This is a genomic window from Micromonospora sp. NPDC005710, from assembly GCF_040630995.1.
In the GTDB taxonomy this organism is placed as follows: Bacteria; Actinomycetota; Actinomycetes; order Mycobacteriales; family Micromonosporaceae; genus Micromonospora.
In genome coordinates, this window is record NZ_JBEXYP010000018.1 from 112558 (window position 1) to 124975 (window position 12418).

General features: G+C 71.2%; 12 protein-coding genes. 9 read left to right on the forward strand and 3 right to left on the reverse strand.

Annotated features, from left to right (window positions below):
* Nucleotides 1-106: 106 nt before the first annotated feature.
* The 3 genes from ABZ406_RS23250 to ABZ406_RS23260 form a co-directional block, all read right to left on the reverse strand.
* Nucleotides 107-820 (reverse strand): hypothetical protein, encoded by a 714-nt coding sequence (locus tag ABZ406_RS23250; RefSeq protein WP_357765231.1) that lies wholly within the window; start codon nucleotides 818-820, stop codon nucleotides 107-109.
* A 92-nt stretch (nucleotides 821-912) separates the two neighbouring features.
* A complete protein-coding gene (locus ABZ406_RS23255; RefSeq protein WP_357765234.1) occupies nucleotides 913-1575 on the reverse strand; it encodes a response regulator transcription factor in 663 nt (220 codons plus the stop codon).
* 25 nt (nucleotides 1576-1600) lie between these two features.
* Nucleotides 1601-2731, reverse strand: a complete 1131-nt coding sequence (locus ABZ406_RS23260) for a sensor histidine kinase (protein ID WP_357765236.1) — start codon at nucleotides 2729-2731, stop codon at nucleotides 1601-1603.
* Between the two features lie 144 nt (nucleotides 2732-2875).
* On the opposite strand from ABZ406_RS23260, the gene ABZ406_RS23265 reads away from it, so the two are divergent.
* The 9 genes from ABZ406_RS23265 to ABZ406_RS23305 all read left to right on the forward strand — a co-directional run bounded on the left by ABZ406_RS23265 (nucleotide 2876) and on the right by ABZ406_RS23305 (nucleotide 12305).
* The gene (locus ABZ406_RS23265) at nucleotides 2876-3868 is read left to right on the forward strand and encodes a carboxymuconolactone decarboxylase family protein (protein ID WP_357765239.1); all 993 of its coding nucleotides are present in this window, start codon (nucleotides 2876-2878) and stop codon (nucleotides 3866-3868) included.
* Nucleotides 3869-3878: 10 nt separating this feature from the next.
* Nucleotides 3879-4331 (forward strand): DUF6220 domain-containing protein, encoded by a 453-nt coding sequence (locus ABZ406_RS23270; RefSeq protein ID WP_357765242.1) that lies wholly within the window; start codon nucleotides 3879-3881, stop codon nucleotides 4329-4331.
* The gene (locus ABZ406_RS23275) at nucleotides 4328-6067 is read left to right on the forward strand and encodes a multicopper oxidase family protein (protein ID WP_357765245.1); all 1740 of its coding nucleotides are present in this window, start codon (nucleotides 4328-4330) and stop codon (nucleotides 6065-6067) included. Before ABZ406_RS23270 ends, ABZ406_RS23275 begins: the two co-directional genes overlap by 4 nt.
* Before the next feature lie 25 nt (nucleotides 6068-6092).
* Nucleotides 6093-6545: an OsmC family protein gene (locus tag ABZ406_RS23280; RefSeq protein ID WP_357765248.1), complete on the forward strand. Its 453-nt coding sequence runs from the start codon at nucleotides 6093-6095 to the stop codon at nucleotides 6543-6545.
* A 191-nt stretch (nucleotides 6546-6736) separates the two neighbouring features.
* A complete protein-coding gene (locus ABZ406_RS23285) occupies nucleotides 6737-8161 on the forward strand; it encodes a non-reducing end alpha-L-arabinofuranosidase family hydrolase (protein ID WP_357765251.1) in 1425 nt (474 codons plus the stop codon).
* Nucleotides 8162-8353: 192 nt separating this feature from the next.
* Nucleotides 8354-8968 (forward strand): dihydrofolate reductase family protein, encoded by a 615-nt coding sequence (locus ABZ406_RS23290; RefSeq protein WP_357765254.1) that lies wholly within the window; start codon nucleotides 8354-8356, stop codon nucleotides 8966-8968.
* A gap of 114 nt (nucleotides 8969-9082) precedes the next feature.
* Entirely contained in the window at nucleotides 9083-9757 is a 675-nt protein-coding gene (locus ABZ406_RS23295) for a hypothetical protein (RefSeq protein ID WP_357765257.1), read from the forward strand.
* 126 nt (nucleotides 9758-9883) lie between these two features.
* Nucleotides 9884-10768 (forward strand): SGNH/GDSL hydrolase family protein, encoded by an 885-nt coding sequence (locus ABZ406_RS23300; protein ID WP_357765260.1) that lies wholly within the window; start codon nucleotides 9884-9886, stop codon nucleotides 10766-10768.
* A gap of 115 nt (nucleotides 10769-10883) precedes the next feature.
* A complete protein-coding gene (locus ABZ406_RS23305) occupies nucleotides 10884-12305 on the forward strand; it encodes a protein kinase (RefSeq protein ID WP_357765263.1) in 1422 nt (473 codons plus the stop codon).
* Nucleotides 12306-12418: the final 113 nt, after the last annotated feature.

Here is a 12418-nt window from a genome sequence, read left to right on the forward strand (position 1 = left end):
AGGAACGGTGTACCGCAGGGGCATGAACTGCTCCTGCGGTACACCGTTCACCGCATCTCGACCCGGAGCGCACGCCGGACGGTTCACGTCGCCAGCCGTGGTGCGCTCAGACCAGGAACTCCTCCCGCATCCGCGCACCCAGGTTGATCCCGCCGACCGCCCGCGGGCCGGCCGGGTCGTGCACGGCGACGGTGTTGTTGCGCCGCATCAGCTCCCGGACCGCCGGCGGTAGTCGCGGCGGGTCGTCCATCGCCGCGAGGACCTGCCCAGCACTGACGATCAGTCGATCGGCCAGGGCGGCGGCGTCGGTGTCGACCCGCACCCGGCCGTACTCCCAGCCGGAGGTGGTGAGGTCGAGCACCTCGAAAACGCGGGTCACCAGCGGGTTCGGGTCGGTCACCCGGTCGAGCCGGCGCGCCCGGTCGCCGACCACTGTGACGGCGGCGGCGACCTGCGCGTACGGGTGGAAGCCGGAGGGCAACGCGAACAGCGGCCAGCGCAGGGCCGGGCCCGCCTCCTTCCACAACGGCCGGTAGTTCCGGCGGTGCACCAGCAGCCGCCGGCCCGTCCGTCGGTGGATCTCCTGGGCCTGGGCCTGAAGGTCCACGTGGGCCTCGTCGGCGACCTGACTCACGATCCGGGTCGCCACCACCAGCCCGTCGTCGCTGTCGAGCGAACCGGTGAGCGCCTCGACCTGCTCGGTGAACCGGATCCGCGCGTGCGAGCCGTACCGGGACTGCACGTCGTGCAGCAGCGCCTGCTGGCGTCCCGGGTCGAGCTGGACCCGCCTACCGCCCAGCAACCGACGGAGCCAACGCATGTCGCCTCGATTCAGCAGAGCCGTCACGGACGGCGGCAATGCTAGTGCGTCGACCATCCCTCATGTTCCCAAGGGGGTTGGTCGACCAATCATCACCGGCGACGCGGCGTGATCAGCCCCGACTCGTACGCCCACACGACCAGCTGGGCCCGGTCGCGGCAGTGCAGCTTCGTCATCGCCCGGTTGACGTGTGTCTTGGCGGTCAGCGGACTGATCACCATGAGTGTGGCGATCTCGTCGTTGGTCAGCCCGCGGGCGACAAGGCCGACGATCTCCCGCTCCCGGGCGGTCAGCACGTCGTGTCCGGCCATCGGCGCGGCCGGGGGTGGGCCGGCCACGAACTCGCTGATCAGCGTACGGGTGACTGTCGGTGCGAGCAGCGCGTCACCGCGGGCGACGACGGCGACGGCCTGCAGCAGGTCGGCGGGGTCGGCGTCCTTGAGGAGGAAGCCGCTGGCACCCGCGCGGAGGGCGGCGAACACGTAGGAGTCGAGCCCGTAGTTGGTCAGGATGAGAACGCGGACCGCGGCGAGGTCCGGATCAGCGGCGATGCGCCGGGTGGCCTCGATGCCGTCCAGGCCCGGCATCTGCACGTCCATCAGCACGACGTCCGGGCGCAGCACCCGCGACAGGTGAACGGCCGAGGTGCCGTCGGTCGCCTCACCGACGACCTCCAGGTGGTCCTCGGCATCGAGCAGTGCCCGGAAGCCGGCCCGCATCAGCGCCTGGTCGTCGGCGAGCAGCACCCGGGTCATCCCGGCTCCTCCGAGCGGCGGACGGTCATCGCGGGCCGTCCAGCGGGAAGGTGGCCCGTACGGTGAATCCGTGGTCGTCGTGTGCGGCGGTCCGCAGCGTGCCGCCCAGGGCGCTGACCCGCTCCCGCATGCCGCGCAGGCCCACGCCCGGGGTCAGCGGCTCGGCGGGCGACGCCTGACCGTCGTCGCTGACCGCGACGGTCAACTCCGCCGGCGCGTACTCCACCTGGATGTGGGCGGTCGCGGGGCCGGCGTGGCGGGCCACGTTGGTGAGCGCCTCCTGGATGACCCGGTACCCGGCCTGGTCGACCTCGTTGGGCAGGTCCCCGCGTCGGCCGGTGACGGTCACCTGCACCGGCACGCCCACCGCCCGGGTCCGCTCGGCCAGCTCGTCCACCCGGGACAGCCCGACCCGATCCCCGTCGGTGGGTGCGCGCAGGACGTCGAGGGTCGTGCGGAGTTCCCGCATCGCGGCGCCGCTGGCCTCCTGAATCGCCAGCAGCGTGGCGGACGGCTCCTCGCCGTGTTTGCGGGCGAGGTGAACGGCGATCCCCGCCTGCACCTTGATCACGGAGATGCTGTGGGTCAGGGAGTCGTGCAGGTCCCGGGCGATCCGCAGGCGCTCCTCCCCGGCGCGCCGCAGCGCCACCTCCTCGCGGGTGCGCTCGGCCTCGATCGCCCGCTGCTCGACCTGCTCCAGGTACGCCCGACGCTGCCGTGCGACGAGCCCGGCGACGTTTGCCGCCACGAACCAGCCGAGCAGCAGGGCCGTCCGCTCGGCGACCAGTTGGCCTGGTCGACCGGCCGGTGCCATCGAGATGTCGCGGGCCAGGAAGCTACCGAGGAAGGCGAGGCTGGCCACGGCGGCGGCTGACCGGTGTCCCTGCCAGGCGCTCACGTAGACCGCGCAGAGAACGGGGAACGCGGCGGACACCCCCGGATGCACCCGGACGTGAACGGCGAGCATGGCGATGGTGACCACGCCCAGCGCCACCACCGGGTGGCGCCGGCACGCCGCCAGGGCCACCACAGTGGCCAGGATCAGGGCGACGTCGAGCACCTCGACCGCCGCGGCGTCCGGGGTGAGCACGGCGTTGCCGAGCAGGAGGACGCCGAGGGCGAGACCGCCGAGGGCGTACGGGAGGTCGCGGCGCATTGTCGCACTGTAGAACGGCTGTCGTCGGTGGAGCATCCCGCGCGCGCGGTAGCCCTGGCGTACCACGGACGCGGTATGAGCTGCGGCGCAAGTGTCTGCGGCGGCACGACGCTTTCCCGGCCGGCCGCCACGAGCATCGAACCCATGACATACCGCTTCTTCATCCCCACACCGACGAGGGCGGCGACCGGCCGCACCGCGGCCGTCTACCAACAGATGCGCGAGGACTTCCTCGGCCCCTTGCCGACCTTCCAGGCGCTCTCGGCAGTGCCGGAGGTGCTGGCCGCGACCTGGGCGCTGATGCGGGAGGCGCTGCTCGCCGGGAACGCGTCCCGGGTCGAGCGTGAACTCGTCGCCGTCGCGGTGTCGCGGGCCAACCGCTGTCAGTTCTGCGTCGACGCCCACGTGCTGCTGCTGCACGCGCTGGGCGCACCGAAGCTGGCCGAGGCCGTCGCCCGGGGGGAGACGCCCCCCGAGCCGCGGTACGCCCACCTCGTCCAGTGGGCGCAGGCGAGCCGCAGCCCCAGCGCCGCCGACTGGACCGGCCCGTCCCGCCCGGAGATCACCGGAACTTTGCTCGCCTTCCACTTCATCAACCGGGTCGTCTCCGCGTTGCTCGACCCCGATCTGCTTCCTGGCGGTCTGCAACGCTCCCCACTGGTGCGCTCGGTCGGGGGTCGGCTCTACGCCAGGGCGGCCCGGGAGCCACAGGAAGCCGGCCGAAGCCTCCCGCTCCTCGACGCCGACCTGACGGCGTCACCCCCTGCCTGGGCGGGGGACAGCCCGGTGGGCGTCGCCTACGCGTCGCTGCGGAACGCCGCCGCCCAGGGCGGGGACCTGCTGGGCGACGTGGCCCGCCAGACCGTCACCGCCACCGTGCGCTGGGAGGACGGACGGTTCCCGGCCCGACCTGCGGACTGGGCCGTCGACCTGGTCCGGGACGTGCCGGGCAAGGACCGCATCGCGACGCGGATCGCGTTGCTGGCGGCGTTCGCGCCCAGCGCGATCAGCCCGGGCGACGTCGCGCTCTGGCGGCTCTCCCACCCCGCCGACGCCGACCTCGTGCGGCTGGTCGCCTACGGGGCGATCGCGGCCACCGACCACGTCGCCCAGGCCCTCGCCTCGGCGCACCGCTAGGAGGTAACCCATGCGCAAGGCACTCGTCATCGTCAGCGTCCTGTCGCTCTTCGCGTTCGCCCTGCAGTTCGTCCTCGCCGCAGTGGGTGGGTTCACCAGACCCGCCAGCGACGACGCGTACGCCCTGCACAGCGTCAACGGCATGGCGGTCATCCCGATCCTCACGGTGCTGACCGCCCTGTTCGCCGCGCTGGCGAAGGCCCCGGGAAAGCTCATCGGCCTGGCGCTCCTGCCGTTCGGCCTCGTCGTCCTCCAGCCGCTCATCGCCATGCTGGCCGACGCGTCCACTGACGCGTCCGGGGTCAGCACGCCGCTCGGCCTGACCATCGGTGGGTTGCACGCCCTCAATGGAATCGTCGCGGTGCACGTCATGGTCGGCGTCAGTCGGGCGGCGCGGAAGCTGGCCGACCCGGTGCCCGGCGGCGAGGCCCGCCTGGTCGTCCGGGAAGGAGAGCCGGTATGACCACCGGGTCGCTGCTCGTCGCCGACCTCGTGATCGCGGTCCTCGCGACCGCCGCCTGGTTGGGGGGTGGTGCCGCGTCCGCCGCCCGCCGCCGTCCCCTCGCACTGGGGCTGGCGGTCGTCGCGCTGCTCGCCACGCTCGCCCGCGCGGTCACGATCACCGCCCTCGCCCGCGCCGGCTGGTGGTTCGCCGCGGAGAAGGTCCTGATCGCCGGCCCGCTGTCGCTCGCGGCGGTGGGCGTAGCCGGTCCGCGGGTACTGCGGGCCCCGGGTGACATCAGGGCCGTCGCGCTCCCGCTGCTCTTCGCCGGGTACGCCACGAGCAGCGCCCTGCTCGTGACCATCCTGCACGGCTATCCGGCGTCGGCGGGGGTGGGACTTCTCGCGGTCGCCGGGGTGGTGGCGGCGACGGTGGTCTCGGGGCGTGCGCTGGGTGCGCGTCCGACCCGGACGGTGTCCCGGGTGGCTCTCGTGGTAGCGGTCGCGGCGCTGCTGACCGGGACCGGGCTGACCGTCGCCCCGGGCGCCGCGCCCGCCGTACCGCACGATCATGACTTTCCCGTGGCCCGGATCGCCGACGAACCCACCCGTCGGTTCACGCTGACCGCGGGGACCGCCATCGTGGAGGCGGACGGCCGGAACGTCGCGGCCTGGGCGTTCAACGGGCAGGTGCCCGGACCGGAGTTGACCGCCACGGTGGGCGACGTCCTGGAGGTGACGCTGCACAACCGGGACATCGGGCGCGGCGTCACACTGCACTGGCACGGGTACGACGTGCCGAACGACCAGGACGGGGTGCCCGGTGTGACACAGGCGGCGGTGCGTCCCGGCCAGGAATTCGTCTACCGGTTCCGGGCCGACCAGGCCGGAACGTACTGGTACCACACGCACTCGGCCTCCGATGTCGGCGTGCGGATGGGTCTCTACGGTGTGCTTGTGGTGCGACCGGGGCCGGTGACCGGCCTCGACGTCACGGTGCCGGTGCACACCCTGGCGGGCCGTCCGTTGCCCGCGCCGATAACGGAGCAGGTCGAGGCCGGCGTGCCGGTACGGATGCGGCTGGTCAACACCGACAGCACGACGCACCGGTACGCCCTGGCCGGAACCGCGTTCCGGGTGGCCGCGATCGACGGTGTCGACCTGAGGGGTGCGACGCCGCTGGCGGACATCGCCGTGCTGATCCCGGCCGGTGGCCGCTACGACCTGGTCTTCGACGCGCCGGGGACGCCGGTGTCGCTGTTCGTCGACGGGCGGGCGGTCTACTCGACCGGCCCGGTGTCGACGGTGATCGGCACCTGGCCGGTGCTCGACCCCCTCGGCTACGGCGCGACCGCCGCGGTGCCCTGGTCCCGCTTCGACAAGACGTTCACACTGGTCCTCGATCGCGGCCTCGACCTGCGCGGCTTGCTGCCCCGATACGCCCACACCGTCAACGGCGCGGCCGACCCGGACATCGGACCGCAGGTCGTCCGCCGGGGCGACGTCGTGCGGTTCACGATCGTCAACCGGTCGCAGGTCGTGCATCCGTGGCACCTGCACGGCCACCACGTCCTGGTGCTGGCCCGCGACGGGGAGTCGGCGACCGGAAGCCCGCTGTGGCTGGACTCGTTCGACGTGCGTCCGGGCGAGGTGTGGGAGGTGGCGTTCCGGGCGGACAACCCGGGAGGGTGGGCCAACCACTGCCACAACCTGGCGCACGCCGATGCCGGGATGACGTTGCATCTCATGTACTCGTGATCGCGGATGCCGGTAGTTTTCTGTCATGACTGAGGACACCTTCCGCTCGGTGGCTATCGAGCGCACCAGCCTGGGCAACTACGTCGTGCGCAACTCCCGGGGCGGGTCGGTGTCGTTGGGCACGGGCGAGGACGACAGCTTCACGCCGGTGGAGTTGCTGCTGGCCGCCATCGGCGGCTGCACGGCGGTGGACGTGGACCACATCACGAGCCGCCGCGCCGAGCCGACCGAGTTCGCCGTCGCCGTCACCGGGGACAAGATCCGGGACGAGGGCGGCGGCAACCGGATGCGGAACCTGCGGGTCGAGTTCACTGTGACGTTCCCGGAGAGCCCGGACGGGGACGCCGCCCGGGCCGCGCTGCCCCGGTCGTTGCAGCAGTCGCATGACCGGTTGTGCACGGTCTCCCGCACCGTCGAGCTCGGCACTCCCGTGGCGATCGCCGAGGGTTCCGGGCCAGCGCAGGCTGATCGTCGCTGAGCACTGTCACTCACGGCCGTGCACAGGGCCGCGCCCGGGTGGCCGCCGCACCGCCTGGAGAGATAGATGCGCTTGAGGGTATGGGAGCGCTCCCGTAACATACGTGACGCGGCCTGTTAACGCTCACAATCGGTCACCGAGCAACGACCACCACCAATGTCTAGGCCGCCATCCCGTGAGGAGGGTGCTATATGACCAGATCCAGGGCCGCCAATGTAGGTCTGGTTGCGGCCGGCGTCGGTCTGCTGCTGTCGTCGACAGTTGTCGCGGCGCTGCCAGCCGGCGCCGCGGCCGAGGGTTGTTCGGTGAACTACGCCGTGTCGTCGCAGTGGCAGGGCGGCTTCGGCGCCAGCGTGGCGATCACGAACCTCGGTGATCCGGTGAGCAGTTGGACGTTGACCTGGTCATACGGCGCCGGGCAGACGGTGACCCAGGCCTGGAACACGACGCTGACCCAGAGCGGGTCGGCGGTGACGGCGAGGAACGTGAGCTACAACGGCTCCATCCCGACCAGCGGCACCGTGTCGTTCGGGTTCAACGGGTCCTGGACGGGCAGCAATCCTGCCCCGACGAGCTTCTCTCTGAACGGTGTCGCCTGCACCGGCGGCACGACGACCCCGCCGCCGACCGACCCCCCGCCGACCACCCCGCCACCGACCACCCCGCCACCGACCACCCCGCCACCGACCACCCCGCCACCGACCGAGACGTGCAACCTCCCGTCGACGTACCGCTGGTCGTCCACCGGCCAACTCGCGACCCCGAGGTCGGGCTGGGTGTCGCTCAAGGACTTCACCGTCGCCCCCTACAACGGCCAGCAACTCGTCTACGCCACCACCCACGACACCGGGACCAGGTGGGGCTCGATGAACTTCGGCCTCTTCACGAACTACTCGCAGATGGCCTCGGCCAGCCAGAACGCGATGAACAACGCGACAGTCGCGCCGTCGCTGTTCTACTTCGCGCCGAAGAACATCTGGGTGCTCACCTACCAGTGGGGCGGGCCGGCGTTCTCGTACCGGACCTCGACCAACCCGACCAACCCGAACGGCTGGTCGGCGGCGCAGACGCTGTTCAGCGGAAGCATCACCGGTTCCGGCACCGGCCCGATCGACCAGGCGGTCATCGGCGACGACCAGAACATGTACCTGTTCTTCGCCGGTGACAACGGCAAGATCTACCGGGCGAGCATGCCGATCGGGAACTTCCCGGGCAGTTTCGGCTCCAACTACACGACCATCATGAGCGACAGCACCAACAACCTCTTCGAGGCCGTTCAGGTGTACAAGCTCCAGGGCCAGAGCCGCTATCTGATGATCGTCGAGGCGATCGGCTCGCAGGGCCGCTACTTCCGCTCGTTCACCGCCACCAGCCTGGGTGGTTCCTGGACGCCGCAGGCCGCCAGCGAGAGCAACCCGTTCGCCGGCAAGGTCAACAGCGGTGCCACCTGGACCAACGACATCAGCCACGGTGAGCTGCTGCGCACCAACGCCGACCAGACGATGACGGTCAACCCGTGCAACCTGCAACTGCTCTACCAAGGTCGTTCCCCCAGTTCCGGCGGCGACTACGGGCTGCTGCCGTACCGGCCGGGTCTGCTGACCCTGCAGCGCTGACCGGTTCTGATCAAGATTGACTGACCTGGAACGGGCGGGCTCGGCGTCACGCCGAGCCCGCCCGCAGCGCGAGCCCGGCCGACTGAAGACGCGCTACGACATCCGCAGGTGGGACGGCTCGGTGTCGGACGGGTTTGGGATGATGCGCCGGTCGCTCCAGCCGACATCATCCGACTCGAAGGGATCCTCACGATGGCAAAGGTCATCTCCACGCTGTTCATCTCGGCCGACGGTGTGGCCGAGATCGACCCGGCCTGGCACTTCCCCTACTTCGACGAGAACATGGGTCGCGCCGTCACCGAGGACTACGACGCCGGCGATGTGCTGCTCATCGGCCGCGAGACGTACGACAGTTTCGCCGGGGCCTGGCCAGGCCGGGAGACAGCGGGTGGCGAGGACGCGCCGTTCGCCAAGCAACTCGGCGACATGCGGAAGGTAGTGGCCTCGCGCCAGCCGTTGGAGTTCTCCTGGCGAAACTCGGAGCTGATCGACGGCGACCTTCTCGACGCCGTCACCGCGCTCAAGGCCGACGCGGGCATCCGGGGAATTCTCGTCCCCGGGTCGATCTCCGTGGTTCAGCAGCTCCTCGCCGCCGGTCTGGTCGACGAACTGCGCCTGCTGGTGCACCCGGTGGCCGCCCGCAAGGGCCGCAAGCTGTTCGACGAAGGCGACGCCGCGTACCACCTGCGACTGGTGGCCTCGGAAGCGTTCCCGACGGGCGTCCTCCGCGTGATCTACGCGCTGGGCACGGCGCCAGCACCGGTCGGCTACGACGAGGTCAAGGACCAGGTGCCGGGCGGCAACTAGGCAGCTTGTCCACCGACGTCCGTGACATGGCATCTCAGGTCGCGTTTCCGGGACGGCCGCCGCGCCGGCCGTTCCCGGAGCGCTGCCGTCGTACGCCCATGTGAAGATCCCGTCGTGACCGAGTGGACGTACAACGATCGCCCTGCCGGCGTCAGGTTCCTCACCGACCGGATCCCCGAGCCGGGGCGCACCGCCGTCGAGGACGAGCTGTGGGCCTGGGTCGTGCGGGGCGAGGCCGACGCGGACGAGTTCGTCGACTTCTTCGACGACGACGAGGAGCGCTGCGGCGCCACCGACGACGAGCTCAGGACGGCGTGCGAGACGGCGGTGGCGGTCCGGCGGGAGCAGCAGCGCGAGTGGGGTGAGGTGCGTGGCAATCTCACCCGCGCCTTCGCCGAGCTCAACGATCTGGGCGTGCTGGCCCGGGAGAACTTCAGCTGTTGTGGCACCTGCGCGAGCGCCGAGATCGACGACGAGCGGGACGACTCCCGGCACTGGCGTGGGTTCCTCTGGTACCACCAGCAGGACACCGAGTCGCTGCTCGAGAGTGCGGACGGCGAGGTCTATCTGGGCTACGGCGTCTATCCCCCGGCCGACTTCGACGAGGTCGCCTACGAGAGCCTGTCGGAGGCCGAGCGGCAGGCCCGTTACCAGGCCGACCTGGAACGACTGCTCGACGAGGTCGCGTTTCCGGTGCTCCGCAGACACGGCATGCGGGTGGAGTGGAACCGTCGGCAGTCGCGACGGATCCGGGTCACCGGTGCCCGGTGGTACGCACCATTGGAGTGACCGCCACCGATGCCCTCCACACTTCGGACCAGTGTTTAGTGAGGCTCATCGATATTGACGGTTGACGTCGACGGCGAAAGGATCTCGGGCACCACCACCCCCGTGATCCCCCTCCTGGGAGGCGCCATGACCCGTCCCCGCCTGCGGACAGCCAGCCGGCTGGCCGCACTCGCCGTCGCCACCGTCGGCGTGCTGCTCACCGTCGCCACCCCCGCCAGCGCCGCTGTGCCCACCGGCCGCTACGTCGCGCTGGGCGACTCGTACACCTCAGGTCCGCTGATCCCGACTCAGGTCGACCTCAACTGCCTGCGGTCCAACCGCAACTACCCGGCGCTCGTGGCGGCTTCCGCCGGCTCGTCGTCGTTCGCCGACGTGAGCTGCTCCGGGGCCACCACTGACGACATCCTCTACGGCGGCAGTGGCGCGCTGGGAATCTCACTGCCACCGCAGCTCAACGCGGTGACGTCGAACACCTCGCTGGTGACGGTGCAGATCGGCGGCAACGACATCGGCTTCTCCGGCATCATCGGTGACTGCGCGGAGGCGAGCCTCAGCAGTCCGCTCGGATCTCCGTGCAAGAACCGGTACACCGCCGGGGGTGTCGACCAGTTGCAGGCGCGGATCGTCGCCGCCACGCCGAAGATCACCGCAGTGCTCCAGGCGGTCCGGCAGGCCGCACCGGGCGCACGGGTCGTGGTGCTCGGCTATCCGGCGATCCTGCCGGACAGCGGTTACGGCTGCTGGCCGGTCGTGCCGATCGCCTATCAGGACGTGCCGTACCTGCGTGGCATCGAGAAGTCGCTGAACGCGATGCTGGCCAGCGCGGCCAGCGCCAACGGCGCCACCTACGCCGACGTCTACACCCCGTCGATCGGTCGCGACGCGTGCAAGAGCAGCAGCACCCGCTGGGTCGAGGGCCTGGTGCCGCAGAACTCGGCCGCGCCCTTCCACCCCAACGCGCGGGGCGAGCAGGGCATGGCCACCGCCCTGCTGGCCAGGCTGAACAGCTGACCCACCCCCCGACCGTTTCGAGCTGGCCCCGTCGAAAGCGGCGGGGCCAGCTCGTGCGGAGCCCGGCCGGCGTCACGGTGCTTGAGATCGGGAAGTCCGGGGTACCGACGGTGTCATGGCGATCGTGGGGGAAGTCATCGGAGACCGCTACCGTCTGGTCGAGAGCATCGCCAGCGGTGGAATGGGTGACGTCTGGCGGGCGGTCGACGAGACCCTGGACCGCTGCGTCGCGATCAAGATGCTGCGACCTCGGCTGGTCGCCGACCCCGGCTTCGGCGAACGGTTCCGTCGCGAGGCCCGGGCGATGGCCGCCCTGCGTCACCAGGGTGTCGCGCAGGTCTACGACTACGGTGAGGTGTCCCGGTCCGACGGGTCGGTCCTCGCGTACATCGTCATGGAGTGTGTGCAGGGGCAGCCCCTGTCGGAGCGGATCGCCGAAGTCGGCCGGCTGGGTGTCGCTGAGACGATGTCGATCGCCGCGCAGACCGCCCGTGCGCTCCAGGCCGCCCAGGACGCCGGCGTCGTGCATCGGGACGTCAAGCCCGGCAACCTGATCATCGAGCCGGACGGGCACGTCGTCCTCGTCGACTTCGGCGTCGCGGTGACCCAGGAGGCGGCGAGCCTGACCGCCACGAACCAGGTCGTCGGGACCGCCCTCTACATGGCCCCCGAGCAGGTCACCAGGAACGAGATCACCTCGGCGATCGACATCTACGCGCTGGGGGCGGTCGTCTACCACTGTCTGGCCGGCCGGCCGCCGCACGAGGGCGAGACCGCGCTGGCGGTGGCGCTGCGGCATCTCCAGGAGGAACCGCCGCCGCTGCCCGCGGACGTTCCGGAAGCGGTCCAGCGGCTGGTCGCCACAGCGATGGCCAAGGAACCCACCCGCCGCTTCCCGACGGCGGCGGGCCTGGCCACAGCGGCCGAACTGCTCGCCGATGAGTCCGAGCAGATGGTGCGGACGGTTGTCGGAGCGCCGGTCGGGGCTGCGGTCGAACGCACCGAGGTCCGACGGTCGGTCGGCGGGGGCGCGGCGAGGCGTCCGGGTGGTTCTAAGCCGAAGGTGCTCGCTGTGGTTCTCGGATCGATGGCCGCCGCGGCTGCCGTCCTGGTGCTCGCCGACCCCACCGGGATGATGACGGGCCCGAACGGTCACCAGTCGACGCCACCCCCGGTGTCGCCGACGGGCCCCTCGCAACGCGAGCCCGGCCCCGGCGCCGGAGGCGGAGAACCGGCCACCCGCGGTTCCGCGGGGCTGCCGGTCCGCGCGACCGGCTCACCGACCCCGACAGCGCGTGTTTCGGCGGTGCCGGTCGGCCAGCCCACACCGACCGGCGAGAGCACCGGAGGTGCGTCCGAGCCCACCTCGTCCGAGAGCCCTACGGCGGCGCCGACCGGTGGGTCGACGGGTGGCTCGACGCCGGCACCGACCGGAGCCGCGTCGGAGGAGCCCGACGAGGAGCCGGCGGCGGAGCCGACGAAGAAGCCGTCCTCGGGGGCGCCGGCGGCGCAGGAGAGCGCGGCACCCCAGACCTAGCGAGACCACTCTGGCGTGGCGGCCTGGCCGTCGACCGAGTCGGTGCGCTGGGTGAACAGGTCGGACTGGCCGAGGGTGGTGGCACCGAGTTGGGTGAGGCCGAGGGTCAGCAG

Bases quoted from the DNA above. Each gene is read 5' to 3' on its own strand.
- ABZ406_RS23290 (WP_357765254.1), top strand. From the start codon at position 8,354: ATGGCAAAGGTCATCTCCACGCTGTTCATCTCGGCCGACGGTGTGGCC.
- ABZ406_RS23265 (WP_357765239.1), top strand. From the start codon at position 2,876: ATGACATACCGCTTCTTCATCCCCACACCGACGAGGGCGGCGACCGGC.
- ABZ406_RS23280 (WP_357765248.1), top strand. From the start codon at position 6,093: ATGACTGAGGACACCTTCCGCTCGGTGGCTATCGAGCGCACCAGCCTG.
- ABZ406_RS23270 (WP_357765242.1), top strand. From the start codon at position 3,879: ATGCGCAAGGCACTCGTCATCGTCAGCGTCCTGTCGCTCTTCGCGTTC.
- ABZ406_RS23305 (WP_357765263.1), top strand. From the start codon at position 10,884: ATGGCGATCGTGGGGGAAGTCATCGGAGACCGCTACCGTCTGGTCGAG.
- ABZ406_RS23255 (WP_357765234.1), bottom strand. From the start codon at position 1,575: ATGACCCGGGTGCTGCTCGCCGACGACCAGGCGCTGATGCGGGCCGGC.
- ABZ406_RS23250 (WP_357765231.1), bottom strand. From the start codon at position 820: ATGCGTTGGCTCCGTCGGTTGCTGGGCGGTAGGCGGGTCCAGCTCGAC.
- ABZ406_RS23300 (WP_357765260.1), top strand. From the start codon at position 9,884: ATGACCCGTCCCCGCCTGCGGACAGCCAGCCGGCTGGCCGCACTCGCC.
- ABZ406_RS23260 (WP_357765236.1), bottom strand. From the start codon at position 2,731: ATGCGCCGCGACCTCCCGTACGCCCTCGGCGGTCTCGCCCTCGGCGTC.
- ABZ406_RS23275 (WP_357765245.1), top strand. From the start codon at position 4,328: ATGACCACCGGGTCGCTGCTCGTCGCCGACCTCGTGATCGCGGTCCTC.
- ABZ406_RS23285 (WP_357765251.1), top strand. From the start codon at position 6,737: ATGACCAGATCCAGGGCCGCCAATGTAGGTCTGGTTGCGGCCGGCGTC.